This is a genomic window from Couchioplanes caeruleus, assembly GCF_003751945.1.
GTDB classification, from domain to species: Bacteria; Actinomycetota; Actinomycetes; order Mycobacteriales; family Micromonosporaceae; genus Actinoplanes; species Actinoplanes caeruleus.
The window spans coordinates 5,754,271-5,780,537 of sequence record NZ_RJKL01000001.1 but is presented as its reverse complement, the minus strand read 5'-3'; the positions used below and the strand labels follow the sequence as shown (position 1 = coordinate 5,780,537).

Annotated in this window: 24 protein-coding genes; 8 read left to right on the top strand and 16 right to left on the bottom strand. The window is 71.8% G+C overall.

Translation table 11 applies throughout. The annotated features are described in order from the left end of the window. Positions 1-2: 2 nt before the first annotated feature. From EDD30_RS39335 to EDD30_RS25905, 3 genes are all read right to left on the bottom strand, one after another. Positions 3-164 carry a hypothetical protein gene (locus EDD30_RS39335; protein ID WP_170047177.1) on the bottom strand — a complete coding sequence of 54 codons (162 nt, stop codon included), beginning with the start codon at positions 162-164 and terminating at the stop codon, positions 3-5. 281 nt (positions 165-445) lie between these two features. Continuing rightward, positions 446-976, bottom strand: a complete 531-nt coding sequence (locus tag EDD30_RS25910; protein ID WP_244945405.1) for a hypothetical protein — start codon at positions 974-976, stop codon at positions 446-448. Continuing rightward, entirely contained in the window at positions 973-2,262 is a 1,290-nt protein-coding gene (locus EDD30_RS25905; protein ID WP_071803841.1) for a serine hydroxymethyltransferase, read from the bottom strand. Before EDD30_RS25905 ends, EDD30_RS25910 begins: the two co-directional genes overlap by 4 nt. An 80-nt stretch (positions 2,263-2,342) precedes the next feature. Here EDD30_RS25905 and EDD30_RS25900 point away from each other — a divergent pair, with 80 nt between their 5' ends. Further along, positions 2,343-3,794, top strand: a complete 1,452-nt coding sequence (locus tag EDD30_RS25900; RefSeq protein ID WP_071803842.1) for an SDR family oxidoreductase — start codon at positions 2,343-2,345, stop codon at positions 3,792-3,794. On the opposite strand, the gene EDD30_RS25895 is transcribed toward EDD30_RS25900, so the two are convergent. From EDD30_RS25895 to prmC, 4 genes are read right to left on the bottom strand one after another with little or no spacing between them, the layout of a single operon-like run. Next, positions 3,791-4,726, bottom strand: coding sequence for an L-threonylcarbamoyladenylate synthase (locus EDD30_RS25895; protein ID WP_071803843.1), 936 nt, complete (start codon positions 4,724-4,726; stop codon positions 3,791-3,793). The two genes, EDD30_RS25900 and EDD30_RS25895, sit on opposite strands and share 4 nt — an antisense overlap. Then, the gene (locus tag EDD30_RS25890; protein WP_071803844.1) at positions 4,723-5,349 is read right to left on the bottom strand and encodes an arsenate reductase/protein-tyrosine-phosphatase family protein; all 627 of its coding nucleotides are present in this window, start codon (positions 5,347-5,349) and stop codon (positions 4,723-4,725) included. Before EDD30_RS25890 ends, EDD30_RS25895 begins: the two co-directional genes overlap by 4 nt. Positions 5,350-5,351: 2 nt before the next feature. After that, a complete protein-coding gene (locus tag EDD30_RS25885) occupies positions 5,352-5,996 on the bottom strand; it encodes an L-threonylcarbamoyladenylate synthase (RefSeq protein WP_244945647.1) in 645 nt (214 codons plus the stop codon). Positions 5,997-6,033: 37 nt separating this feature from the next. Further along, positions 6,034-6,909, bottom strand: coding sequence for a peptide chain release factor N(5)-glutamine methyltransferase (gene prmC / locus EDD30_RS25880; protein WP_071803846.1), 876 nt, complete (start codon positions 6,907-6,909; stop codon positions 6,034-6,036). Positions 6,910-7,001: 92 nt separating this feature from the next. On the opposite strand from prmC, the gene EDD30_RS25875 reads away from it, so the two are divergent. Then, complete coding sequence (locus EDD30_RS25875) at positions 7,002-8,507, top strand: GGDEF domain-containing protein (RefSeq protein ID WP_071803847.1); 1,506 nt, start codon at positions 7,002-7,004, stop codon at positions 8,505-8,507. A gap of 18 nt (positions 8,508-8,525) precedes the next feature. Then, complete coding sequence (locus EDD30_RS25870) at positions 8,526-9,872, top strand: outer membrane protein assembly factor BamB family protein (protein WP_071803848.1); 1,347 nt, start codon at positions 8,526-8,528, stop codon at positions 9,870-9,872. Here the strand turns inward: EDD30_RS25870 and prfA are convergent. Together prfA and rpmE are read right to left on the bottom strand one after the other, a co-directional pair. After that, positions 9,856-10,947, bottom strand: a complete 1,092-nt coding sequence (gene prfA / locus EDD30_RS25865; RefSeq protein ID WP_071803849.1) for a peptide chain release factor 1 — start codon at positions 10,945-10,947, stop codon at positions 9,856-9,858. The two genes, EDD30_RS25870 and prfA, sit on opposite strands and share 17 nt — an antisense overlap. Before the next feature lie 65 nt (positions 10,948-11,012). After that, positions 11,013-11,237 carry a 50S ribosomal protein L31 gene (rpmE, locus tag EDD30_RS25860; protein ID WP_071803850.1) on the bottom strand — a complete coding sequence of 75 codons (225 nt, stop codon included), beginning with the start codon at positions 11,235-11,237 and terminating at the stop codon, positions 11,013-11,015. A 226-nt stretch (positions 11,238-11,463) separates the two neighbouring features. Between rpmE and EDD30_RS25855 the strand changes: the two genes are divergently transcribed. The 3 genes from EDD30_RS25855 to EDD30_RS25845 are packed head-to-tail and all read left to right on the top strand — an operon-like array spanning position 11,464 to position 14,068. Further along, positions 11,464-12,543 (top strand): RNA ligase, encoded by a 1,080-nt coding sequence (locus tag EDD30_RS25855; protein WP_071803851.1) that lies wholly within the window; start codon positions 11,464-11,466, stop codon positions 12,541-12,543. After that, on the top strand, positions 12,540-13,436 hold the full coding sequence (locus EDD30_RS25850; protein ID WP_071803852.1) for a phosphatase domain-containing protein: 897 nt from the start codon (positions 12,540-12,542) through the stop codon (positions 13,434-13,436). The genes EDD30_RS25855 and EDD30_RS25850 overlap by 4 nt, the downstream gene beginning before the upstream one ends. After that, positions 13,436-14,068, top strand: a complete 633-nt coding sequence (locus tag EDD30_RS25845; RefSeq protein ID WP_071803853.1) for an RNA ligase family protein — start codon at positions 13,436-13,438, stop codon at positions 14,066-14,068. The genes EDD30_RS25850 and EDD30_RS25845 overlap by 1 nt, the downstream gene beginning before the upstream one ends. Here the strand turns inward: EDD30_RS25845 and EDD30_RS25840 are convergent. From EDD30_RS25840 to thrB, 3 genes are all read right to left on the bottom strand, one after another. Next, complete coding sequence (locus EDD30_RS25840; protein WP_071803854.1) at positions 14,065-15,216, bottom strand: nitric oxide synthase oxygenase; 1,152 nt, start codon at positions 15,214-15,216, stop codon at positions 14,065-14,067. The genes EDD30_RS25845 and EDD30_RS25840 overlap by 4 nt on opposite strands. 159 nt (positions 15,217-15,375) lie before the next feature. Continuing rightward, positions 15,376-17,568 carry a transcription termination factor Rho gene (rho, locus tag EDD30_RS25835; protein WP_123678513.1) on the bottom strand — a complete coding sequence of 731 codons (2,193 nt, stop codon included), beginning with the start codon at positions 17,566-17,568 and terminating at the stop codon, positions 15,376-15,378. A 299-nt stretch (positions 17,569-17,867) separates the two neighbouring features. Then, entirely contained in the window at positions 17,868-18,803 is a 936-nt protein-coding gene (gene thrB / locus EDD30_RS25830) for a homoserine kinase (RefSeq protein WP_071809258.1), read from the bottom strand. A gap of 232 nt (positions 18,804-19,035) precedes the next feature. Between thrB and EDD30_RS25825 the strand changes: the two genes are divergently transcribed. Further along, positions 19,036-19,476 (top strand): hypothetical protein, encoded by a 441-nt coding sequence (locus tag EDD30_RS25825; protein WP_143163008.1) that lies wholly within the window; start codon positions 19,036-19,038, stop codon positions 19,474-19,476. A 110-nt stretch (positions 19,477-19,586) separates the two neighbouring features. Here EDD30_RS25825 and EDD30_RS25820 read toward each other — a convergent pair whose 3' ends face one another. Further along, entirely contained in the window at positions 19,587-20,882 is a 1,296-nt protein-coding gene (locus EDD30_RS25820) for an MFS transporter (protein ID WP_071809255.1), read from the bottom strand. 58 nt (positions 20,883-20,940) lie between these two features. Beyond that, the gene (locus EDD30_RS25815) at positions 20,941-24,216 is read right to left on the bottom strand and encodes an efflux RND transporter permease subunit (protein WP_084557598.1); all 3,276 of its coding nucleotides are present in this window, start codon (positions 24,214-24,216) and stop codon (positions 20,941-20,943) included. A gap of 72 nt (positions 24,217-24,288) precedes the next feature. Here EDD30_RS25815 and EDD30_RS25810 point away from each other — a divergent pair, with 72 nt between their 5' ends. Beyond that, positions 24,289-24,840, top strand: coding sequence for a MarR family winged helix-turn-helix transcriptional regulator (locus EDD30_RS25810; RefSeq protein ID WP_084557596.1), 552 nt, complete (start codon positions 24,289-24,291; stop codon positions 24,838-24,840). Here the strand turns inward: EDD30_RS25810 and thrC are convergent. Both thrC and EDD30_RS25800 read right to left on the bottom strand, forming a co-directional pair. Beyond that, positions 24,781-25,830 (bottom strand): threonine synthase, encoded by a 1,050-nt coding sequence (gene thrC, locus EDD30_RS25805; RefSeq protein ID WP_071809251.1) that lies wholly within the window; start codon positions 25,828-25,830, stop codon positions 24,781-24,783. The two genes, EDD30_RS25810 and thrC, sit on opposite strands and share 60 nt — an antisense overlap. A 68-nt stretch (positions 25,831-25,898) precedes the next feature. After that, positions 25,899-26,267: a VOC family protein gene (locus EDD30_RS25800; RefSeq protein WP_071809249.1), complete on the bottom strand. Its 369-nt coding sequence runs from the start codon at positions 26,265-26,267 to the stop codon at positions 25,899-25,901.

The following is a 26,267-nucleotide window of genomic DNA, read 5'->3' as shown; positions in this document are numbered from 1 at the left end:
TGTCAGGCGCCGAGACGGCGCACGATGAGGTAGACACCACCACCGATACCGACGACCGCGCCGATTCCGGCGAAGATCCCTTTGGTACCGACCAAGTGGTCGACCAGCCAGCCGATCCCGCCCCAGACCAACATTCCCGAGAAGAGGTAGGCGACCGCGGTCATGCCCATGCCCGTGTCGGGCGGGGGTGGACCGTCGTCACCGTGAGAATCGTTGGGAGGTTTCTGACCGGCCATGACGGCATGAAGATATCAGCCAGGAACGCGAAGCTAAGCGGGACCCCCCGCACAACCGCAGTTGTCCAGGCGTCGGGGGTCTCGCAACTAGCCAGACACGGTACTCCCCCTCCGCGAGAACCGGACACCTTTGCCGTCTTCCCGTCACCGATTCGTGGATCAAAACCCACGAAAGGCTCGTTGACGTGGCACGACGCCGGTGCAAAAGATCACTGACGGCGGCTCAGGCGGGCCACCCACCAGACCTGCACGGCCGACCAGCCCATGACGCCGGCGACGACGCCCCAGCCGAGCGCCGAACGACCCTGCCACTCCGAGGAGATCACAAATGCGAGGATCACGCCGAGCAACGAGTACTTCACCACGTATGTGGTGATGCCCAGCGGCATCAGCAGCGCCGGACGGACGGTGTCGGCCCAGGCCAGCACGAGCGTCGACATGGTGTAGCTCACGGTCACGATCGCCACCCCGGCCACCGCGCCGAACGCCGCCGGCACGCCCGACGTGAGGAACCCCACCGAGGCCGCGCACATCATCAGCGCGAACGAGAACGCCGTGAGGAGCGGCAGATGCTCGACCCGCCACCGTGGATCGTCGGGAAGCGGGGGCAGCTCGGGCAGCGGCCCCTGGTCCTCGTCGTCCTCTTCGGGCATGAAGTCGTCCCATTCCCCCGTGTCCCGCTGCCCGGGCACGGCATCGCCGCGCTGCTCCCGCGCGGCGGCGGGCTGCGACTCCGTCATGCGGGCACACCCTCCCCCGCGTACGCCGGGAAGCGCCGGACAAGCGCACTCACCTCGTCCGCGGTGTCGCGCAGCGTGCCCGCGCCCGCGACCGTCGCCGGATCGGCGCGCACGGCGGCGGCGATCAGCCCGGCGATCTGCCGCATCTCCCCCTCGCGCATGCCCTGCGTGGTCACGCTGGGCGTGCCGACCCGGATCCCGGAGGCGGTCATCGGCTTCTCCGGGTCGAACGGGATGGCGTTCTTGTTGAGAGTGATCCGCCCACGGTCGCAGCGCTCCTCCGCGTCGCGCCCGCTGACCCCGAGGTCGCGCAGGTCGACCAGGGCCAGATGGGTGTCGGTGCCTCCGGAGACGGGACGCATGCCCTCGGCGGCCAGCCCGGAGGTCAGCGCCTGGCTGTTGCGCACCACCTGCTGGGCGTACGTCTGGTAATCGGGCAGCGAGGCCTCCCGCAGCGCGACCGCCTTCGCGGCGACGGCGTGCATCAGCGGCCCGCCCTGGGTGAAGGGGAAGACGGCCTTGTCGATGCGCGCGGCGAGACTCTCACGGCAGAGAATCATGCCGCCTCGCGGCCCGCGCAGCACCTTGTGGGTGGTGCAGGACACTACGTCCGCATACGGTACGGGCGAGGGCACCGCCCGGCCCGCGACCAGCCCGATGAAGTGCGCCGCGTCGACCATGAGATACGCGCCCACCTCGTCGGCGATGTCCCGGAAGGCCTTGAAGTCGATGAGCCTGGGGTACGCGGTCGCGCCGCAGACGATCAGCTTGGGGCGGTGCGCCAGGGCGAGGTCGCGCACCTCGTCGTAGTCGATCAGCTCGGTGTCGTGGCGTACCCGGTAGCCGATGGGGTGGAACCACTTCCCGGAGAAGTTGACCTTGCTGCCGTGGGTGAGGTGGCCGCCGTGCGGCAGGTCCATGGCCAGCACCGGGTCGCCGGGCTGCACGAGGGCGGCGTACGCGGCCATGTTCGCCGACGCCCCGGAATGCGGCTGCACGTTGGCGTGGTCCGCGCCGAAGAGCTCCCGTGCCCGCTCGACGGCCAGCTCCTCGGCCCGGTCGACCTCGGCGCAGCCCCCGTAGTACCGCCGGCCGGGGTAGCCCTCGGCGTACTTGTTCGTCAGGGTCGAGCCGAGGGCCGCCAGGACCGCCGGGGACGTGAAGTTCTCGCTCGCGATGAGCTGGAGGCCGCCGCGCTGGCGGTCGAGCTCACCCAAGATCACCTCGGCGATCTCGGGGTCCTCGCGCCGCAGCGCGGAGAAGTCCGGACCCCAGAACGTGTCCATGGCGCGCTCCTCACGTCGGCGTCATCGCCGGAATACGAGCATATGGCTTATCCACCCCTACCTGGGGCACTGTGTGGGTTATGCGCTGTCTGGTCACCGGTGCCACCGGGTACATCGGCGGCCGCCTGGCACCCCGGCTCATGGACGCCGGCCACGACGTCCGGGCGCTGTCGCGCAGCGCGGCCAGGCTGCGGGACGTTCCCTGGGCACCTCGGGCCGAGATCGTCGAGGGCGACCTGTCCGATCCGGCGTCGCTGGTCCCCGCCCTCGACGGCGTCGACGTGGCCTATTTCCTGGTCCACTCGCTCGGACAGCGCGACTTCGAGCGCCGGGACCGGGAGGCGGCCCGCAACTTCGCGCGGGTCGCGTACGAGAAAGGCGTCCGCCGGATCCTCTATCTGGGCGGTCCGGAGCCGCCGCCGGCCGAGAAGCCGTCGGCGCACCTGCGCTCGCGGGCCGAGGTCGCGCGGATCCTGCTGGACAGCGGCGTGCCGACCGCCGTGCTGCGCGCGCCGGTGATCATCGGCTCCGGCTCGGCCTCGTTCGAGATGCTGCGCTATCTGACCGAGCGGCTGCCGGTCATGGTGACGCCGCGCTGGGTGCGCAACCGCATCCAGCCGATCGCCGTCCGTGACGTGCTGCGCTGCCTGATCGCCGCCGCCGGCCTGCCCCCGGACGTCCACCGCGGCTTCGACCTGGGCGGGCCGGACGTCCTCACGTACGCGGAGATGATGCAGCGCTACGCCCGCGTGGCGGGCCTGCGCCGCCGGATCATCGTGCCGCTGCGCCCGCTGAGCCCCTGGCTTTCCTCGCACTGGGTCGGCGCGGTCACCCCGGTGCCCAATGCGATCGCCCGGCCCCTGGTCGGCAGCCTGATCCACGAGGCCGTCGCCCACGAGCACGACATCGCGGAGTTCGTCCGGGAGGACGAGTTCCTGGGATTCGACGAGGCGGTCCGGCGCGCCCTCGGCAAGATCCGCGACGCCGACGTGGAGACCCGCTGGTCCACGGCCTCCGGCGCGGACGCGGCCGCCGAACCGCTGCCGAGCGACCCGACCTGGTCCGGCGGCACCATCTACACCGACGTGCGTTGCCGCGAGGTCGCCGCGCCGGTGGAGGCGCTGTGGCGCGTCATCGAGGGGGTCGGCGGCGAGAACGGCTGGTACTCGTTCCCGCTCGCCTGGTCGGTGCGCGGCTGGCTGGACCGGCTGGTCGGCGGGGTGGGCCTGCGCCGGGGTCGCCGCGACCGTCACCGCCTCCACGTCGGCGAGGCGCTGGACTGGTGGCGGGTGGAGGAGATCAGGCCCGGCGAGCTGCTGCGCCTGCGCGCCGAGATGCGGGTTTCCGGACGGGCCTGGCTCGAGATGTCCGCGTCCCCGGGTCCGGACGGCACGAGCGTCTACCGGCAGCGGGCGCTGTTCGTCCCCCGAGGGCTGGCCGGACACGCGTACTGGGCGGGCGTCCTGCCCTTCCACGGCGTCATCTTCAGCGGCATGGCCCGCAACATCGCCCGCGGCGCCGAGGCCTCCTAGGCGGCGGCGCGGGAGAGCCGGTCGCGGACCGCGAGCCAGTCCTCGGTCGGGGGCGGCGTCTTGACCAGGATCGTGGTGACGCCGGCGTCGTCGAGGCGGTGCAGGGCGGCGTAGAGGTCCGCCGCGTACTCGCGGGGGTCGGCGCTGAGGGTCTCCGCGCCGGGTACGTCCGCGGTCTCGTAGGTCAGGGCGCCCACCGACGCGTCGAGGTCGGCGGGGTTCACCACGTCCACCAGCACCACCTTGGCGCGCGGGGCGTAGTGGCGCCTGCTCATTCCCGGCGAGGGGCGGGCCGCGCCGTCCGCGACGTCGTCGGGCAGGGCGATCGTCCCGGCCACCTCGCGGATCTCGCGCAGGCCCAGCGCGCCCGGCCGCAGCAGCCGGGGCACCTCGCCGGTCACGTCCAGCACCGTCGACTCGATGCCCCAGGACGCCGGGCCGCCGTCCAGCACCAGCGGCACGTCCGGCAGGCTGCGCAGCACGTGCTCGGCCGTCGTCGGGGAGATGCTCTCCGACCGGTTGGCGCTCGGCGCGGCGAGCGGCAGCTCCGTGGCCTCCAGCAGCCGCAGTGCGACCTCGTGCGCGGGCACCCGTACGGCGATCGTGCCCGTGTCGGCCCCGACCTGGGTGAGGTGCGGGGCGCGGCGCACGACCAGGGTCAGCGGTCCCGGCCAGAACGCCGCGGCGAGGTCGTCGGCGACCGGTGGCCAGTACGCGGCCAGTTCCCTGGCCGCCGCCACGTGGGCCACGTGCACGATCAGCGGGTTCCACGACGGGCGGTTCTTGAGCCGGTAGACCTCGGCGACCGCCCGGGCCGAGAAGGCGTCGGCGCCCAGGCCGTAGACGGTCTCGGTGGGGAAGGCGACCACCGACCCGGCGCGCAGCAACCCTGCCGCGCGGCGGATCCCGGCGGCATCCGCGGCAACGATCACGCCGGCCTCGGCGCTGCGGGCAGCAGCGCGTCGACCAGGGCGTACAGCGACTCGTCGATGGTGTCCGCGATGCGCTGGAAGGTCTGGTCGCCGCGGCCCCACGGGTCGTCGAGGTCGTCGCCCGGCAGCGGCTCCTCCCCCGCGCGGCGCCGGTCGGCGGCCGCGACCAGGGCGGTGGCCCGGTCCGTGAACGCTCGCGGGTCGGTGCCGCCCGGGGGTAGCTCCGCGACGTCCAGTTCGCGCAGCAGTCGGGCGAACTGGCCGAGGACGAACGTACGGCTCGCGGCGCCGGGCGCCAGCGAGCGGACGAAGTCGCTCTGCTCGGCGGTCGCGGTGAGGACCAGGCCGGCCTCCACCAGGTGCGCGCCGGTCAGCTTGCGGGCGGCGAAGCCGTCCACGGCGCCGCCGCGCAGCCGGAGCTGCCGGGCCGCGGGAGGGTTCATCTGCTCACCCTCGTGCCACCCGCCCGTTCCGGCGCTGACGCTGCGCAGCAGCTCGCCCAGGTCGGCGGCGGGGTCCAGCTTGGCCAGCCGCTGCCGGGCCGCGAGCAGCAGCAGGCGCTCGGCCATCGGGGAGCGGCAGATGTTGCCCAGGCACACGTGCAGCACGGTGAACGGCGGCATGGTCAGGATCCCGCGGGCAGGATGTCCGGCACCACGTCGCGCAGCTTCTCCCACGGGACCGCGCCGGCGCGCAGCACCCGCGGGACGTCGCCGGTGACGTCGACGATCGTGCTGGGCGCCGGGTCGTGCGCCACGCCGGCCTCGAGGTAGACGCGGACCGCGTACTCGAGCTGTTCGCGGGCCTCCTCGGCGGTGTGCGGCGCGGCCTGGCCGGCCCGGTTGGCGGTGGTGACGGCCATCGGGCCGACCTCGCGCAGCACCTCCAGCGCCACGGGGTGCAGCGGCATGCGCACGGCCACCCGCCCGCCGGTCTCGCCGAGGTCCCACTGCAGGCTCGGCGAGTGCTCCACCAGGATCGTCAGGGCGCCGGGCCAGAACGCGTCGGCTAGCTCGCGGGCCGCCTTCGGCAGCGAGTAGACCAGGCCGTCCAGGGTGTGCCGGGAGCCGACGAGCACCGGCGGCGGCACCCGGCGGTCGACGCCGCGGGCGCTCTGCAGCGCGTTCACCGCGTGCGCGGTGAAGGCGTCCGCGCCGACGCCGTAGACCGTGTCGGTCGGCAGGACGACCAGCTCGCCGCTCTTGACCGCCTCCACGGCGGCGGCGATGCCGCGATCACGCTCGGCCACGGCACGGCAGTCGTAGAGCATCACGAGGAGCAGTCTGCCATGGCGCCCGGCATGCCCGTCATGCCCGCCGGGCGGTCGCGAACCGCGGGCGTCCCGCAAGGTCCGGGTGGCCCTCGACCATGGTGAACCGGCCGTCCGCCTCCAGCAGTGCCGGCACGGCGTCGGCGTGCACGTCGTCGTGTTCGATGCCGACCATCCCACCGGGCCGCAGCAGCGCCGCGGCCAGGGCGATCACCGGGCGGATCACGCTCAGGCCGTCCGCGCCGCCGAAGACCGCCTCGGCCGGGTCGTGCTCCGCGACCTCCGGGGGCACGGCGGTGCCGTCCGGCACGTACGGCGGGTTGCACAGCACCACGTCCACCTGCCCGTACAGCTCCCGCAGCAGGCCCTGCGCCGTCACGTCCGCCTCGACCACCCGTACGGCCGGGAAGGCCGCCGCGTTGCGGCGCAGGAAGATCAGCGCCGAGGGCGAGCGTTCGACGGCCACGACCCGGGCCGCGCCGGACTCGTCCGCGACGGAGAGCGCGACGGCGCCGCTGCCGCTGCACAGATCGACCACGGTGGCGCCGGGCGCGGTGTGCTCGATGCCCCAGCCCGCCAGCAGTTCCGTCTCCGGGCGCGGCACGAACACGCCCTCGCCGACCGCCAGCTCGAGATGCCGGAAAGCGGCCGTGCCGAGCAGGTGCTGCAACGGGATCCGCCGGGCTCGCCGCGCCACCAGCTCCTCGAACCGGCGCAGCTCGGCGGCACGGACGGTGTCCACGAGCAACAGTCGGCCGCGGCCGATTCCCAGCACGTGCGCGGCGAGCAGTTCCGCATCGACGCGCGGTGATTCCACCCCCGCCTCGGCCAGCCGTGCCGTCGCCCGGGTCAGAGCGGGTGCCAACCTCGTCCGGTCTGTGCCTTCGGAGGGCTGTTCATGCGCGACTGTCACGGCATAATCATGGGACGTCGTGGCGCGACGGTGGCCGGCCGGGTCGCCGATCGATGCCCGACACAGGAGAGCTGAATGCCCGTGGCGGTGCCATGACGTGGTTGGACCAACTCCCGGATTGCGTCGACGATCTGCGACGCGCCGGCGAGCTCCAGCAAGGCGGCCGGTCCGCCGAGGCGCTGCCCATCCTGGACAAGGTCCTCGAGGTCACCAGCGATCCGCTGACGCGCGCGTACGCACTGGTCCAGCGCTTCGGAGCGCTCATCAACCTGGGCCGGGTCGCGGAGTTCGCCACCGCCATGACAAGTGCGTCCAACGCCGTCCACGAAAGCTCGGATCCCTATCTGCGCGGCCAGATGCACGCCTTCGCCGCACTCGGCGCCCACCTGCAGAGCGCCCTGGACCGCGGCGTCACCCACCTCGTCCAGGCCTCCCGCGCCCTCGCGGCCGTGACGGACGGCGACGCCGAGACGGCGTGGGGCTGGCACGACCTCGCGATGGCGTACTCGTACCTCGGCTTCCACGGCCACGCGCTCACCGCGATCGAGCAGGCCCGTCAGGTCGGCGCGGCCGGCGGCATGGCGCCGGAGCTCTTCGCCGCCCCCGGCATCCGGCTGCGCAACGCGGTCGCGCTCGACCACCAGGGCGACACCGACGGTTGTCTGCGGGTACTGCGCGACATCGACGCCGAGCTCACCCGGTACGTCGCCACCGGTGCCGACGCCCGCCTGCGGCCTAGTAGCCGCCCGGTGTACGGCTATGCGCTCGCCCGCCGCGCCGCGCTCGGCGAGAGCACCGACACCGACGTCGCGGGCTTGTTCACCGGCGGTGGTGACAGCGTCCGCTCCCGCGACCTGCGCCATCTCGGCGGGGTCTGCCTGGACATCGCCGCCGGCCGGCCCGCCGAGGCGCTGCTCAAACTCGACGCCGTACCGGTCTCGCAGGAGATCCTCGGGCCCGCCGAACCGGCCCGCCTGCGCAGCATCTGCCACGCCGCCGCGGGCGACCACGAGGCCGCGCACAAGGCCGACCGGTACGCCTTCCGCCTCGCCGCCCAGCGCATCGACCGGCTCCGCGACGGCTACCTGGACGGCGTCTCGGCCCGCCTCGACGCTCAGGAGACCCACCGCGACGTCGGCCGCTACGGCGACGAGACCCTCACCGACCCGCTCACCGGCCTGCCCAACCGCCGCCAGCTCGAACGCTACGTCGCGGCGATGCTGGCCCGCGGCGAGCACGCGGCGATCGGGGTCTGCGACCTCATCGGCTTCAGCGCGGTCAACGCCCGGCACGGCCGCCACTGCGGTGACCTGGTGCTCCAGCGCATCGCCGGGATCCTCAACCGGGTCATGCGCCGCGGCGACTTCGTGGCCCGCTTCGCCGGCGACGAGTTCGTCGTGGTGCTGCCCGGCGCCGGCGCCGCCCAGGCGGCGGAGGTGTCACGCCGGATCAGCGCGGCCGCGGCCGGCGAGAACTGGCAGGTCCTCGTCCCCGGTACGCCGATCACTCTGGCCGCGGGCTGGTCCGAGGTCGGCACCCACTCGCGCGGCTTGAGCGCGGCGTTGGCCGAGGCGGCCGGGCGACGCTCGCCCGCCTGAGTCCGTACGCTCCCTGCCATGACCGTCATCGAGCTGGGCCTCGTCGGCCACGACGGGGACCGGCCGGCGGGGCCGCCCCGGCGAGCGCCGCTCCGCGTCGTCTTCCGGCGGGTGCGGGTACTGGTGGCCGCGGTCGCGGCGCTCTGTCTGCCGACCCTGGCCGGTTCGGCGCGGCCCGTGTCGCACTCGCCCCAGCAGCTCTGGAGCGCGCCGTTCGCCCCGGACAACGGCGACGTCTTCTCCGTGGGCTCGGGCCGGGTCTTCGTGCTGACCGCCGGTGGTGTGCTCACCGCGTACGGCGCGGACGACGGCGCGGTGCACTGGTCGGCAAAGGGGCTGACCGGCGCGGCTTGGGTCAGCCCGACGGACTTCAGGCTGGTGTTGCTGCCGGTCTACGCCAGCGACAGCGATCTCGAGAGCCAGGACGGCGGCCAGACCTTCCGCCAGCATCCGCACGAGACCATCGCCCTCGACGCCGCCACCGGCCGGGAGATCTGGCGGCTCCCCGGCGAGGCCGCCGTCGCCGAGGAGGGGCGTGTCGTGCTCGTCGAGCGGGACGACGCCAACGTGCTGCGGACCGTGCACGTCGTCCGGCTGCACGATGGCGCGCCCGTCTGGTCCCGTCCGGCCGCCGGGCTGGAAACCTGGACGGCCGGCGGCACGCCGGGCGCCACGGCCGACCGCCTGGCCACCGTCGGCCGCCACGGCGAGGTGAAGGTCTACGACATGGCCGACGGGCGACTCGTGGCCGATGGTGTGGTGCCGTGGCTGGGCCAGGACGAGCAGGGGGAGTCGTACAGCGAAGTCATGATCGAGAAAGGCACCCTCTACGTCCACAACATCCAGGGCGGCAAAGGCAGGATCACGGCCTTCGACACCGCGACGATGCAGCGCAAGTGGCGCGTCGACGTGAGCTCCGACGGCGGCTTCTATCCCTGCGGCCCGGTGCTCTGCATCTCCGGCCCGGACGGCACCTCCGGCCACGACCGGGAGACCGGCGCGGCGCGCTGGAGCGTCCCCGGGATGGCCAGCGGAGTGCCGTTGCCCGACGGCACGCTCATGACCTCCTCCCGGGACGCCGACTCGCGGAACACGCTGGTCGACGCCGCGACCGGACGTCCGATCGCCGAGTTGGGCGCCGGCACTCCGGTGTGGGAGTACTCCACCTCACCGCGCCGGCCGTACCTGCTGAACCGCGTCTCCCAGCCGGCCGATCGGATGACCGTCAGCGAGCTCGACGACACCGGCAAGGTGCGGCTGCGCGGCACGATCGCGCCCGTCCTGGACGATAGCTGTCAGGCCGCCGGCGACCTGCTCGTCTGCGCCGCCCCCCACGGGAGACTCACGGTCACGGACGTCGGCTGATCTCCGACCCGCCCGCCAGGCGGGCGGCCCGGTCGGCCTCCGCGAGGGCGTCGAGCACGCCGTCGAGCTCGCCGCCGAGCGCCAGATCCAGGTTGTACGCCGTGTAGCCGATGCGGTGATCGGTGATCCGGTTCTGCGGGAAGTTGTACGTCCGGATGCGCTCCGACCGGTCCACCGTGCGGACCTGTGCCTTCCGCGCATCGGAGGCAGCGGCGTCGGCCTCCTCCTGGGCGGCGGCCAGCAGCCGGGCCCGCAGGATCCGCATCGCCTGCTCGCGGTTCTGCAGTTGGCTCTTCTCGTTCTGACAGCTCACCACGATGCCGGTGGGCACGTGGGTGATGCGCACGGCCGAGTCGGTGGTGTTGACGGACTGGCCGCCGGGACCGGACGACCGGAACACGTCGACCCGGATGTCGCCGGCGTCGATCTGCACCTCGACGTCCTCCGCCTCGGGCAGCACCAGCACGCCGGCGGCCGAGGTGTGGATGCGGCCCTGCGACTCGGTGACCGGCACCCGCTGGACGCGGTGCACGCCACCCTCCCACTTCAGCCGCGACCAGACCCCGTGGCCACCCTCGGGCACGCCCTTCGTCTTGACGGCCACGGAGACGTCCTTGACGCCGCCCAGGTCGGACTCCTGCGCGTCGATGACCTCGACCGTCCAGCCGCGGCGCTCGGCGTACCGGGTGTACATGCGCAGCAGGTCGCCTGCGAACAGCGCCGACTCCTGACCGCCCTCGCCCGCCTTGATCTCGACGATCACGTCCTTGGCGTCGTGCGGATCCCGCGGGATCAGCATCTCGCCGAGCTTCTCCTCCAGCGGAGGCAGGGTGGCGGCGACCGCCTCGACCTCCGCGCCGAACGACGGGTCCTCGGCGGCCAGCTCCCTGGCCGCGGCCAGGTCGGCGCGGGCGGCCTCGAGCTCGGCGTGGGCGGCGAACAGCGGCGCCAGCTCGGCGAAGCGGCGTCCGACCCGGCGTACCAGGGCCTGGTCGGCATGGATGGAGGGGTCCTCCATCTGCTTCTCGAGCTGCGCGTACTCGTTCAGCAGCGTGGTCAGCCGGTCGTTACTCACGGTTCCCCCTACATACCAACGGCGCCCGGCCCCGCTGCTCGCGGAACCGGGCGCCGTTGAGGCAGCTACTTCTTCTTGCCAGCGTTGATCTTGGCGTACTTCGCCTGGAACTTGGCGACCCGGCCCGCGGTGTCCAGCACACGCTGCTTGCCCGTGTAGAAGGGGTGGCAGGCGCTGCAGGTCTCGACGCGGATCTCGCCGCCCTTGGCGGTGCTGCGGGTCGTGAAGGTGCTGCCGCAGGAGCAGACGACCTCGGTGGTCGTGTACTCCGGGTGGATTCCGCTCTTCATGTCGTCTCGGTCTCTCTCGATAAGCGGTCGCCGGGTCGCCGAGTGCTCAGGGGCGTGAACCGGAACCTTTTGCTGGCCGATGAACCAGTCTGCCATGTCACACACCCTGATCGAAAATCAGGAGGCCTCTGCCACCGATTTCGATCAGAAAACCAGGCGAGATAACTGGTCCCTGGTCGATAACGTGAGCGGCCCTCAAGGCATTCCCCCGGAAAGGAAACGTGCCATGACGCTGCTCGACGACGTCCTCGACCCGGTCGAACTGACCGCCGCGGTCGAAAACGGGCACGTGCGCAAGCAGCGCCACCCGTCGCGCCCGTACGTGATCTACAACTACACGGAATCCTGCCAGTACGCCGCCGCGTGGACCCCGGTGACCCTCACGTGCCGCGGCCTCGTGGTCGATCCGGCCACCGGCACGGTGCTCGCACGTCCCCTGCCCAAGTTCTTCAACCACACGGAGGGGCACGCCCCGGCGCTCCGGCCGGACGCCCCGGTGGCGGTGACCGACAAGGCGGACGGGTCGCTCGGCATCATCTACGGCGACGGCGACCGGCTCGCCGTCGCGACGCGCGGGTCGTTCGCCTCGGCTCAGGCCGAGCACGCGACGGAGGTCCTGCGGACCCGGTACGCGGGCTTCGCGCCGCCGGCCGGGCTCACCGTGCTGGTGGAGATCATCTACCCGGAGAACCGGATCGTCGTCGACTACGGCGGGATGGACGACCTGGTGCTGCTCGGCGCGGTCGACATCGCCACCGGGCGGACGTTCGGCCCGGACGCCGTGCCCGGGTGGCCGGGCCCGAAGGTGGATTCCTTCGCGTACGCCACCCTGGCCGAGGCGCTCGCCGCCCCGCCGCGGGACGGGCGCGAGGGGTTGGTGGTGCACCTGCTCGACACCGACGAGCGGGTGAAGATCAAGTACGCCGAGTACGTCCGGCTGCACCGGCTAGTCACGGGGCTCTCCGCCCGTACGGTCTGGGAGGTCCTGGCCTCCGGCGGCGACCTGGACGCGCTGACGGCTCCCCTGCCCGACGAGTTCCACGCGTGGGTCCGCGAGGTCGCCGCGGAGCTCGTGGCGGCCGTCGAGGAGACGGCCGCCCAGGTCGAGAAGGAGTTCGCGGCTATCGTGGGCGATCTTCCCGACGGCTGGGGACGGCGCGAGTTCGCGGCCCAGGCGGTGCGCAGCGCGCACCGGGGCGCGCTGTTCCTGCGCCTCGACGGCAAGGATTACCGTCCCGGCCTGTGGCAGCTCGCCAAGCCGGCCGGCGACGTGACCCCCGGTGGAAGCCAGGTGAGTGAGGAATGACGAGACTGCTGATCACGCGGGGCCTGCCCGCCTCGGGTAAGACCACCTTCGCGCGCAAGCTGCAACCGCAGGTCGTCCGGGTCAACCGCGACGACCTGCGGCGGATGCTGCACGGCGAGCGGCTCTTCACCCAGCGCGCCGAGGCCCAGGTCACCCAGGCCCAGCGCGCGGCCGTCGAGGCGCTGCTGCGCGCCCACGGCGACGTGATCGTCGACGACACCAACCTGCGGGCCAAGACGGTCCGCGAGTGGGCCGAGCTCGCGGCACGCTTCCACGCGACGTTCGAGGTGCACGACTTCACCGACGTACCCGTCGAGGAATGCGTGCGTCGCGACGCCGAGCGCCCGGAGGACGACCGGGTCGGCGAGGCGGCGATCCGCCGCATGCACGAGCGGTACCTGGCGGGCAAGAACCTGCCGCTGCCGGTGCCGTACGTCGATCCGGGCGGCCCCGGGCTCGTCTACCGGCCGGACCCCGAGCTGCCGCCGGTCGTGCTCGTCGACATCGACGGCACGGTGGCACTCATGGACGGGCGCAGTCCGTTCGACTGGGCCCGGGTCGGCTCCGATCTGCCGAACCCGGCGGTCATCACGGCGGTCCGGGCGATGCACGCAGCCGGCCACGCCATCGTCTTCTGCTCCGGACGCGACGCGGTCTGCCGGGCGGAGACCGAGGCCTGGCTGGACCTTTACGTCGGCGTGCCGTACGAAGGACTCTTCATGCGACCCGAAGGGGATTCGCGCAAGGACGCGATCGTCAAGCGGGAGATCTTCGACCGGGAGATCCGCGACCGCTGGCGCGTCGTCGGCGTCTTCGACGACCGGCAGCAGGTCGTCCGCATGTGGCGTGCGCTGGGACTGACCGTGTTCCAGGTGGCGGAGGGAGACTTCTGATGAGCGGGCAGGCGGGAAAGTATCCGCGGACCTTCCACCTGCCCGACTCACCCGGCGCCACGGACGACGACAAGGTGCAGCAGGATCTGTCCTGGTTGGACGGCGAGCTGGTCGTGACGGAGAAACTCGACGGCGGCAACCTCACCTTCACCCGCGACGCCATGTACGCCCGTTCCCTCGACTCCGGCACCCAGCCGTGGGACCGGCCGGCGAAGGCGCTCTGGGCGATGACGGCCTATCGGATCCCGGACGACTGGCGGGTCTGCGGCGAGTCGATGTGGGCGCGGCGCAGCATCGCGTACCGCGACCTGCCCGGCGTCTTCATCGTCTTCGGCATCTGGGACGAGACCGGCACGCTGCTCGGCTGGGACGACACGGTCGACTGGGCGCAACGCCTCGAACTGCCGGTGGTGCCCGTCCTCTACCGCGGAGGCAGCCTCAGCGAGGCGCGGGCGGCGTGGGCCCGGCGGCACACGCCCGAGACATCCGAGGGGTTCGTGGTGCGCAGCGCCGGCCGCATCCCGGCCGACGAGTTCTCCCTCAAGCTTCTCAAATGGGTACGCGCGGAACACGTACGCACCGACGCGTCGTGGCGCCATCGCGACGACTTCGCCGTGAACGAGTTCGCCTAGTTCTGCGCGTACGGGCAGGCGTGCTCGTTGGGATAGAAGTTGGGCCGCAGGTCCATCTCCGCGTAGTAGCGGTGGAAGACCGGCGTGATGCCACCGGAGATCGGCGGGACGATCCAGGTCCAGTCGGCCGGCACCTGCCGGCCCGCCTTCTCCTCGTTGCGCAGGTGGCTCATGAAGCGCTGCGACTCGGTGTGGTGGTCGCTGATCCGTACGCCCGCCTTCTCGAAGGACCACAGCACCGCGCGGTTGAGCTCGACGAGGGCACGGTCGCGCCACAGGGTGGACTCGCTGCTCGTGTCGAGGCCCATCCGCTCGGCCACGGTGGGCAGCAGGTTGTACCGGTCCGCGTCGGCGAAGTTGCGGGCGCCGATCTCACTGCCCATGTACCAGCCGTTGAAGGGCGCCAGCGGGTAGTTCACGCCGCCGATGGTCAGGCGCATGTTGGAGATGGCCGGCACCGCGTGCCAGCGCAGGCCCAGCTCGGCGAACCAGCCGAACTCGGGGTGCGTGACGGGCACCTCGAGGACCGCGCGCTCGGGCAGTTCGTAGAGGCGTACGGGTTCGCCGGGAACCTCCACGGCGAGCGGGAGGATGTCGAACGCGTCGCCCTTGCCGCGCCAGCCGAAGCCCTCCATCGCCGCCGTGAAGTCGGCCTGGCGCGGGTCGCCCACCACGTCACCGTCCCTGCGGTAGCCGGCGTAGCGGACGAGCTGCTCGTTCCAGAGCTTCGCGTACGGCTGCCCCGGCTGCGCCGCGGCGAAGATGCTGATGACCGGCCGGATCTTGCCGCCCTCCTGACCCCCGCCGGCCGCCTGCAGGTGGTGGACGAGCAGGGAGAAGATCTCGTCGGCCGTGCGCGCGCGGCGGCGGTCCAGGACGACGAGGCTGCGCCAGTACAGTCGGCCGATGCACCGGCTGGAGTTGCGCCAGGCCATCTTCGCGCCGTACGACAGCTCCTCGGTGGTGTGCACGTAACTGCCGGTCGCGGCGATCTGCGCGCGGACGATGGCGAGCCGCGGCTCCACCGGGCCGAGCCGGGGATTTTCCAGATAGCACTGACGCAGGAAGTCCTCCGCCTCGCCCGGGTCAATCGGAGCGATCGGGTCCCATCGGGTCGGCGGATGGTCCCGGTAACCAGGCACGATCATCGAGCGCCCTCCCCCAAATCGAGTAGGTGATACGGAGGTTCGCACGACCCCTTACGAGACGAAACGCACTCCATGTGCGACGAAGGGGCGATCACCTTGCGGTGACCGCCCCTTTTCGGGCGCTTTTGACCCTTACCTAACCGGCATCGAGAGAATTACTCACTCCCCGGGAGTCGACTTCGCGATCTGCATCAGGAACTCGATGTTGGTCCGGGACTGCTTGAGCCGGTCCAGCAGGAGATCGAGAGCCGCCGACGACTCCAGCGAACTCAGCACCTTGCGGAGCTTGTGGACGATCGCCAGCTCCTCCTTGCCGAGAAGGATTTCTTCCTTGCGCGTGCCGGAGGGGTGGATGTCGATGGCCGGGAAGGTCCGCTTGTCGGCGATCTTCCGGTCGAGCTTGAGCTCGGCGTTGCCCGTGCCCTTGAACTCCTCGAAGATGACGGTGTCCATCATCGAGCCCGTCTCCACCAGCGCCGTCGCGAGGATGGTGAGCGAGCCACCGTTCTCGATGTTGCGGGCCGCGCCGAGGAACCGCTTCGGCGGGTAGAGCGCGGTCGAGTCGATACCACCGGACATGATGCGGCCGGAGGCCGGCGCCGCCAGGTTGTACGACCGGCCCAGCCGGGTCACCGAGTCGAGCAGCACGACGACGTCGTGACCCAGCTCGACCAGGCGCTTGGCCCGCTCGATCGCCAGCTCGGCGACCGTGGTGTGGTCCTGCGGCGGCCGGTCGAACGTGGCCGCGATGACCTCGCCCTTGACCGAGCGCTGCATGTCGGTGACCTCTTCGGGCCGCTCGTCGACCAGCACGACCATCAGGTGGCACTCGGGGTTGTTGTGCGTGATCGCGTTGGCGATCGCCTGCAGCACCATCGTCTTACCGGCCTTCGGCGGCGAGACGATCAGGGCACGCTGGCCCTTGCCGAGCGGCATCACCAGGTCGATGACGCGCGTGGTCAGGATGTGCGCCTCGGTCTCCAGCCGCAGGCGCTCCTGCGGGTAGAGCGGGGTGAGCTTGTAGAACTCGGGGCGGCGACGCGCCTCCTCGGGCTCCATCCCGTTGATGGTGTCCAACCGCACCAGCGGGTTGTACTTGTCGCGCCGCTGCTCGCCGTCGCGCGGCGCGGCCCGCACGGCACCGGTGACCGCGTCGCCGCGGCGCAGCCCGTGCTTCTTGACCTGCGACATCGACACGTACACGTCGTTGGGGCCGGAAAGGTAACCGGTGGTCCGCACGAAGGCGTAGTTGTCGAGCACGTCGAGGATGCCGGCCACCGGCACGAGCACGTCGTCCTCGTTGACGTGCGGCTCACGGCCACCGTCCCGGCCGCCCTCGCGTCCGCTGCCGCCACCCTCGCCGTCGCGGTCACGGCCGCGGCGACGGTCACGGAAGCGGCTGCGCCGACTGCGCCGTCCGCCCTCGCCGTTCTCGTTGTCGTCGTCGTCGTGGCTGTCGTTGCGCGGACCCCGGTCGGTGCGATCGCCCCGGTCGGTGCGGTCGCCCCGGTCGGTGCGGTCACCCCGGTCGGTGCGGTCACCCCGGTCGGTGCGGTCACCCCGGTCGGTGCGGTCACCCCGGTCGGTGCGGTCGCCGCCCTCGGAGCGCTGCTGGTTGCGCTGGCGGTCGCGGTTGCGGTCGCCGCGCTCGGAGCGGTCGGTGCGCTCCGCCCGCTCGCCGTTCTCGGCACCCTCGGTGCGGGTGTCGCCCTGGTCGCGCGGCTCGCGCTCCTGCCGCTCCTGGCGGTCGCGACGGCTACGGCGGCCTTGCTCGGGCTCGGCCTGCCCGGCCTGCTCGTCGGCCCGCTGCCCGGTCTGCTCGTCGGCCCGCTGCCCGGCCTGCTCGTCGGCCCGTGGGGCGGACTGCTCCTCGACCCGCGAGGCCGACTGCTCCTCGACCCGCGGGGCGGACTTCTCCTCGGCCCGCGGGGCGGACTGCTGTCCGGTCCCATGACCGGACCGTTCTGCGGCTTTGGGGGCCGTCTCCGTGGTCGCCGCCGCCTGCTGACCAGCCGCGGAGGAAGCGGCGGTGGCGGAGGCGGGAGCCGAGGTGGAACCGGCGTCGGCCGACGCCGCGGCGGCGGCACTGTTGCCGCGGCGCGGGCGCGGAGTGCTCTCGGCGGCGGCCGGAGCCCCGCCGCCCTGACGCTCCGAGATCGCGGCGATCAGTTCGCCCTTGCGCATCCGGGCGGTGCCGGAGATGCCGAGGGAGGCGGCGAGACTCTGCAGCTCGGGCAGCAGCATCGCGGACAGCCCGGTGCCGCCGCGGCGGCGCTTGGTGACAGCCGCGGTGGTGGCGCCGTCATCAGCGACGTCAGAAACACCCGACGTCACGTCGGTGGTGTCGCTCAATGGATTCCTTCCGTCGAAAAAGCCAAGACCACCCGGGTCTGCAGCAGCCTGGTGGCCGGGTGCCCTCGGAACCCGCTTCGCAACTGCGGCGCGGGAGTTTTGCAGCACGGCAGCTCGACGGTTTCCCGACCCGTCATCCAGTGACGGGTAGGTCTCGGCGAGTGCAGCGATCTGATGACCTGCTGCCCGGCGTGTGCCTTGAAAAGAGTTGAGACGAGCCAGATCGGCGTATGTCTCGGGGGTGCGCGCCGAACCGCAGAGATCGCTTGCTTCGCGGCTGTGCTAGGTCCTGAGCGTAGTCAACTCTGACGACCTGCGGCAACAGGGTCCCGCTCGGCGTGTTCCACCATACCCCCTCCGGCAAGGGCTCCGGCGACATCCACGCTCAACGTCTCGGCGCGCCACGCCGTTCCCGGGTCGAAATTTTCCGGCACCGTGGTCAGCGCGAGCACGGTCGGACCCGCCCCACTGACCACAGCAGCCACACCCAGCGACCGCAACGTGGCGAGGAGTGCGGCCGTACCGGGCATGGACTCGGCCCGGTAGCCCTGGTGCAGCCGATCCTCGGTCGCCGCGAAGAGCAGGCCCGGGTCGGCGCCGAGCGCATGCACGAGCAGCGCCGCCCGCCCGGCGTTGAACGCGGCGTCCCCGTGCGGCACGCTCGGCGGCAGCGCCGCCCGCGCCGTCGAGGTCAGGCCGCGTTCCTGCGGAACGAAGATCGTCGGTTGTACGCCCGCGGCGGCGCCCAGGCGCACGGCCCGCGCCCCGGAATCCTCGGTCCAGGCGATCGTGAACCCACCGAACAGGCACGGCGCGACGTTGTCGGGATGCCCCTCCAGCTCGGCGGCGATCCGCAACGCGTCAGCGTCGGACATCCGATTGCCGGCCAGCGCCCGGGCGAGTTGCACGCCTCCGACGATGGCGGCGGAGGAGGAACCGAGCCCGCGGGCCTGGGGGATCCGGTTGACGCACTCGACGGCGACACCGCGCGGACGCCCGCCCAGCTCGTCGAAGGTGCGCAGCATGGCCCGCACGACGAGATGGGACTCGTCCGCGGGAAGCTCGCCGGCACCCTCGCCGGACACGGACACGATGAACCGGTCACCGGTGACCCGGGCGGACAGGTCGTCGTGCAGGCTGAGCGCCACGCCCAGCGCGTCGAAGCCCGGGCCGAGGTTGGCGCTGGTGGCCGGGGTCCGCACCCGGACCGGCTCGGAGACGAAGGTCAGGCCCATCGCCACATGCTAGGCCTTGATCGACAACAGCGCGGCACCACCACGGCGCAAACCGCACGACGTGGCGTGGGCCGCACGCCGCCGGCATTCGGATGCAGCAAGACCCGTGCAAGGATCGACCGACGTCATCCGGGGCGGACCATGCCGTTTCATCGCGAATCGGATGCCCGCCCGGCGCGGCCGGCGCGAGCGGAGCTCAGCGTTGGCGTACCTCTCCGCTACGGTCACGGTCATGAGCGCTGGATACCTGCTGTCGGCCGTCGTGTCCCACCTGCCGCTGCTGGCCGTGCTGGTCGCCGGCCTGGTCGTGGTCTCGGTCCGCCGCGCGCACCTGGGGCCGCGCAGCGTCATGTTCGCCCGGCTGGGGCTGGGCCTGCTGCTGGCGAGCCAGCTTCTCAACATGGTGTGGCTCGCCGTGTTTCCGCACGTCGTCGAATCCATGGCCGCCAGATCGAGCTACACGATGGTGAGCGCATCGGTGGGCATCGTGCTCAGCCTGCTGCTGGCCGCGGGCGTCGGCCTGCTCGTCACCGCGGTGGTGACCCGCGCACCGGCGTCCGCTCCCGGCGTCCCGGCCGCTCCCGGCGCGGCCTTCCCGGCACCCGGATACTCCGCATACCCGGCGCCCTACAACGCCCCCCACGATCCGACGGCCTACCCGCCGGGAACGTAGGTCCAGCTCAGAGACCGGCCCGGACGCGCGCCCCACCACCTGAGGGCGCGAGTTCCCCCGGTCAGACGGGACGGGCTCTCCCCGGTCAGGACGGGCACCGGCTCCCCTGATCAAGCAGGACCGGTTCTTCCTGGGTCGGGAGCGGACCGATTCTCGCCGGGGTGGGAGGGGGCAGCAGGTTCGCCGGGTCGGGGCGCGTCCGCCAGGGAGAGGTTGCGGGTCGCGGCGCGCCAGCCGATGGCGTACACCAGCGTGATCAGGCCGCAGGCGATCAGGATGACCCGCAGGTCGACGTGGTCGACGAACAGCGCCGCGCCGAGCTGGCTGACCGAGATCGCCAGCGTCGCCAGCATCATGTCCGTGGCGAAGACGCGTCCGCGGAGGCGGTCCGGCACCTCGCCCTGGAGCGCGTAGTTGGACAGCACCCAGTTGGTGCCGCCGGCGAAGTGGGCCACGAAGACCAGCGCCAGCACGAGCGGGAACCACGACACCAGCGCCACGCCGAGGTAGCCCAGGCCGTACAGGCTCATCGAGAGGGCCAGGCCCGGCAGGAGCCACGACCGGTGGCCGAGCACCCGCCGCATCACCAGCGGGCCGACCAGCGCGCCGGCCCCGCGTACGGCGAAGAGGAGTCCCGCGCCGAGTGCGCCGGCCCCGTACAGGCCGGCGAGCAGCGGGAAGACCGTGAGCACCCCGTTGCCGAGGCCGACCGCCGACTTCACCGTCACCAGCGCCCGGATCCGCGGCCGGGTGCCGATGTAGCGCAGCGCCTCGATCAGCGCGTGCCAGGTACGGGGTGCCGGCGTCGACGTGTCTCGCGGCGCCTGCAACGGCCGGCGGATCAGGACCGTCAGGACGGCCGCCGCCAGCAGGCCGGCCACGGCCACGGCGAAACACACGTACGGTCCGAAGGCGCCGCTCACGATGCCGCCGAGGGACGCGCCGACGATCGTCATCGTGCCCCACGCCGAGCCGGCCACCGCGTTGGCCGCGGCGAGGTCCTCGGGATCGACCACGTTGGGCAGCGCGGCCGACGCCGTCGGTGAGTAGAACGCCTTGGCGACGGCGACCGCCCCGATGGCGACGAGGGCGAGCGGGGCGGTGGCCGCCGATTGCACCAGGAACAGCAACGACGTGGCGACGAGCGCCGCCGTGTTGGCGGCGACGAGGATCGTGCGGCGGTCCTTGCGGTCGGCGACCGTGCCCGCGTACGGCAGCAGCACCGCGGTGATGCCGGTGTCGGCGGCGAGCACGAGCGCGCCCCATACGCCGCTGCCGGTCAGCTCGGGGAGCAGGACGAGCAGCGGCACCATGACGAACCAGTCGGCGCCGAAGACGACCAGCTCCGCGGCGAACAGGCGCCGGAAGTCGCGGTTGCGGGTAAGGACCGAGAGGGGAGTTGCCACGTACGCGAACAGTACCGGCCGCCCCGGCTCCCGCCGGAGCGGCCGGTTCCTCAGTCGGTCAATGGGCCGGATTGCCCGCCGGAGCCTCGTGTGCCCCTCCGCTGGAGTCCGGCGTCGGGATGTCGGCCGGAACGATCGGCTCCGGACCGGCCGCCGCGTGTTTCGGGACATCGGATCCGCCGGGCGACGTCGCCGCCGCCGTTGATGCCGCGGCTGCCGCCTGCTCCGGGGTGCCGCTGGCCTCGACCGCCTTGCGGGCCCGCCGCCGTTCCCGCCGTTCGCGTCCCTTCAGCTTGGTGTTCTCCACCATCGTGTAGAGCGCCGGGACCAGCACCAACGTCAGCAGCGTGGAGCTCACCAGGCCGCCGATGACCACGACGGCCAACGGCTGCGAGATGAAGCCGCCCTCGCCCGTGAGGCCCAGCGCCATCGGGATCAGGGCGAAGATGGTCGCGATCGCCGTCATGAGGATCGGGCGCAGGCGGTGCCGGCCGCCCTCGATGACCGCTTCCTGGACGCCCATGCCGGCGACCCGGTAATGGTTGATCAGGTCCATCAGCACGATGGCGTTGGTGACCACGATGCCGACCAGCATGAGGACGCCGATCAGGGCCGGCACGCCGAGCGGGGTGCCGGTCGCGAGCAGCAGGGCGATCGCGCCGGTCGCCGCGAACGGGATGGAGATCAGCAGCAGCAGCGGCTGGAGCAGGCTGCGGAACGTCGCCACCATGATGACGAAGACGATCGCGATGGCGGCGAGGACCGCAAGGCCGAGGTCGGCGAACGCCTCCGCCTGGTCCTGGCTGACGCCGCCGATCGTCTTCTTCGCCCCGCTAGGCAGCTTGAGCGCGTCGAGCCGCTTGGTGAGCTCCTTGGTGGTGGCGCCGACGTCGGAGCCGGTCGCGGTGCCCTTGACCGTGGCGCTGCGGTTGCCGTCGATCCGGGTGACCTCCTCCGGGCCGTCGACCTCCTTGACGTCCGCAACCGTGTCCAGCGCGACGGCCTGGCCGGTCGGCGTCGTGACCGGCAGCTTGCGCAGCGCGGCGGCGTCGGCGGGCGGCGCCCCCAGAGTGACGACCACGTCCCGGGTCGCCCCGTCGACGGTGATCTTCCCGGCCGGCGCCGAACGGAACGACCCGGCGACCGCCTGGCCGACGGCGGCCTCGGTCAGGCCCCGGCGGGCCGCCTCGGCACGGTCCACGACCACTTCCAGGCGAGGCACGCTGGCCGCGAGCGAGGTGCTCACGTCGGTGACGCCCTTGGTGCCGGCCATCGCCTCCTCGACCTGCTTGGTCGCCGTGGCGAGGGTCTTCTGGTCGGCGGCCTGCACGATCACCGCGAGCTCGTTGGCGTTGAAGCCGCTGCCGTTGTCGCCGCCGACGGTGACCTCGCCGACATCGGTCATGCCCTTGAACTGCTCGCGCAGCTCGTCGGAGATCTTCACCGCGTCGGCGTCTTCCTTGAGCGCGACGTTGAAGCTGGCGCCGCTGGCGCCACCCGAGCCGACGAAGGGGTTGAACTCGCCGTTGCCGACGGTCACCTGGTAAGTCTCGACGTCGTCGCGGGCCGCAAGGACCGCCTCCACCTTCTTGGCGGCGTCGTTGGTCACCGCCAGGCTGGTGCCGACCGGAAGGTCCTGGTTGACCGTGATCGTGTCCTGACCGGACTCGTCGAGGAAGTTGGTCTCGAGCTTGCTGGCCAGCCCCATCGTCCCGATCAGTACGACCACGCCGAGCGCGACGGTGACCCAGCGGGTGACCCTGCTGCGGGTGACCCAGCGGATGATCGGCAGGTAGGTCCGCTGCAGCGGGCTGCGCAGCTCCTTCTCCTCGGCTGCCCGGCGCACGGCCTCGGACTCGCTGCCGCCGGCCGCGGGGCGCAGGAACCAGTACGCGAGCACGGGTACGACGGTCAGCGACACGAACAGCGAGGCCATCAGCGCGACGGTGACGGTGATGGCGAACGGGGCGAACAACTGCCCGACGAAGCCGCCGACGAGGGCGATCGGGGCGAAGACGGCGACCGTGGTCAGCGTCGAGGCGGTCACCGCGCCGGAGACCTCCTTGACGCCGGACATGATCGCGTGGACCTTCGCTTCGCCGTACCCGAGATGGCGTTTGATGTTCTCGAGCACGACGATGGAGTCGTCCACGACGCGGCCGACCGCGATGGTCAGCGCGCCGAGGGTGAGCAGGTTGAGCGAATAGTCGCCGATCCAGAGCCCGATGAGCGCGATCAGCACCGACAGCGGGATGGACACCGCGGTGACCAGCGTGGACCGCACCGACAGCAGGAAGACCAGGATGACGATCACGGCCATGACCAGGCCGAGCAGGCCCTCGGTGGTCAGGCTCTCGATGGAGCGCTCGACGAACGGCGCCTGGTCGGTGATGACCGTCAGCTTGGCGCCGGAGGTGGCCTCCAGCTCGGCGAGCTTGGCGCGTACGGCGTGGGAGATGGCGACCGCGTTGCCGTCGGGAGCGGCCGTGACCGCCACGCCCAGGCTCTCGACGCCGTCCGTACGCGTGAACGACGTGGCCGTGGCGAGCTCGCTGGTGACCGTGGCGACGTCGCCGAGCTTGACCGGGCCCTTGCTGCCGGTGAGGTAGAGCTCCCGGAGCTGGTCCACCGTGGTGATCGGGGTGCCGACCTGAACGCTCAGCGAGCGGCCGTCGGTGGTGAGGGCGCCCGCCGGCACGGAGATGCCGTTGCTCTGCAGCAGGGTGGCGATGGCGCGGGGGTCGGCCCCGGCGGCGCCCAGCTTGGCGAGGTCGGGCTTGATCAGGACCTGCTCGCTGCGGGTGCCGGTGATCTGCACGTCGCGTACGCCCTCGATGGCGGTGAGCTCGGGTACGACGTTCTGCTGCAACCGCCGCGCGAGATCGGACTGGTCGGAGCCGCCGGTCGCGGCGAGAACGATGGCGGGGATGTCGTCGGTGCCGCCGGCGAAGATCGTCGGCTCGACGCCGTCGGGGAGCGTGGGCTGGATCCGGTTGACCGAGGTGGTGAGCTGGTTGATCGCGTTGTCGAGGTCGGTGCCGAACTCGTACTGCACGAGGATCGTGGCCGAGCCTTCGCGCGTGGTCGACTGGATGGTGTCCAGGCCGTCGGCACCCTTGACCGCGTCCTCGATCGGCCGGGTGACCTGCTCCTCCATGATCTCCGGGCTGGCGCCGGGCACGACCACGCCGATGAACGCGCCGGGGAACTCCAGCGACGGCAGGAGCTGCTGCTTGAGGGATGGGATGGCGTAGACGCCGAAGCCGGTGATCACCACCGCGATGAGGGCCACCAGCCCTCGGTTAGCGAGACTGAGCCTGGTCAGGAATGACATGTGCTCCCCCGATAAAGTTCGTCCTAGGCATATAGTTTGCCCGACGCGAACAAATGGTTTTCGGCGGGGCGGGTGGAGCGATTGGCCAACCAGGAACGACTCATCGCCGACATCGTGGGCGCCCAGCAGCAGCTCCAGCATTTGTTCGCGTACGACCGCTCGGATCCGCTCTTCGCGTCCCAGCTCACCATGTCGCAGTTGAAAATTCTGGTGCTTCTGCACAGATTGGGCGACACCTCGGGGCGTGAGCTGGCCGGGATGCTGGGCGTGAGCCTGGCCACAATGAGCGGCATGGTCGACCGGCTCGTGTCCCAGGACCTCGTGACCCGCGCGGAGGACCCGCACGACCGCCGGGTGCGGCGCATCAGCCTCAGCCCGACCGGCAACGACACGATCTCCAAGATCATCACCGCCGGCACGGAGAAGCAGGTCAGGCTGCTGACGAAGCTGACGGCCGAGGAACTGCGCACGGTCCGCGACGCCATGGTGGCGCTGGTCCGGGTCGCCACCGAGGACGCCGCCGGGGCGGCCCCGCTGGACCGATGCCTGCGGCCGCCGGGCCGGTCAGGCCAGGTCGAGGGCCCGGGCGGCGGCGAGGACGTCGTTGTGGATGGTGGTGGGTGACGGCGCCGTGGAGATGGCCCACTCCGGGTCCTTCAGGCCGTGCCCGGTGACGGTGCAGACCACCGTCGCACCGGGCGGGATCATGCCCGCCTCGGCCTGCTGGAGCAGGCCCGCCACGCTGGCCGCGCTGCCCAGCTCGACGAAGACGCCGACCTCGCGGGCGAGCAGCCGGTACGCCGTGAGGATGTCCCGGTCGGTCACCGCCGAGATCAGCCCGCCGGAGGCGTCCCGGGCGTCGAGCGCCTTGGTCCAGCTCGCCGGGTTGCCGATGCGGATGGCGGTGGCGATGGTCGACGGCTCGGGCACCACCTGGCCGGTGACCAGCGGCGCGGCGCCGGCGGCCTGGAAGCCGTACATCCTCGGCAGGATCTTGCTGTTGCCCGCCTCGTGGTCCTCCTGATAGCCCATCCAGTACGCCGAGATGTTGCCCGCGTTGCCCACCGGCAGGCAGTGGATGTCCGGGGCGGCGCCGAGCGCCTCCACGATCTCGAAGGCGGCCGTCTTCTGACCGTGCAGGCGGTAGATGTTGACCGAGTTGACCAGCGACACCGGGAAGTCCTGGGACAGCTTCGAGGCAAGCGCCAGGCAGTCGTCGAAGTTGCCGTTGACCTGCAGCAGCTTGGCGCCGTGCACGAGGGCCTGGGCGAGCTTGCCCAGGGCGATCTTCCCCTGCGGCACGAGCACCGCGCAGGTGATGCCGGCGCGGGCGGCGTACGCGGCCGCCGACGCGCTGGTGTTGCCGGTGGAGGCGCAGATGATCGCCTTGGCGCCCTCCTCGACCGCCTTGGACACGGCCATGGTCATGCCGCGGTCCTTGAACGAGCCGGTGGGGTTGGCGCCCTCCACCTTGAGATAGACCTCGGCGCCCGTACGCCGGGACAGCACGGGAGCGGGCACGAGGGGTGTGTCGCCCTCGTGCAGCGTGACCACCGGGGTGGCCGCCGAGACCGGGAGCCGGTCACGGTATGCCTCGATCAGTCCCCGCCACATGGTCTTTCCTCTCCGCTGGCTGACCCAAGGATGCACCAGTCCCGCCGGATGGCGAGACGGTGTACCCACTATGCGGGACCGTGGGACACGGCCTCCACGTTGTTACCGTCCGGGTCGCGCACGAATGCGCCGTAGTAGTTCTCGTGGTACTCGGGGTGGACGGCCGGCGCGTGCAGCACCTCGGCGCCCGCCTCCACCGCGGCCGCGAAGAACGCGTCGACCGCCGCGCGGTCGGCCGCCTTGAAAGCGATGTGGGACTCGCGGAAGCCCTCGCCGGAGTTCTGCTCGCCGAGCCAGAAGTCCGGGAAGTCGGCGCCGTACCCCATCGCGACCTTGTGGTCCATCAGCCGGCGCACGCCCAGCGGCGCGAGCACCCGGTCGTAGAAGGCCGCGCTGGCGGCCAGGTCCGCACACTGGAAACCGACGTGATCGAGCAT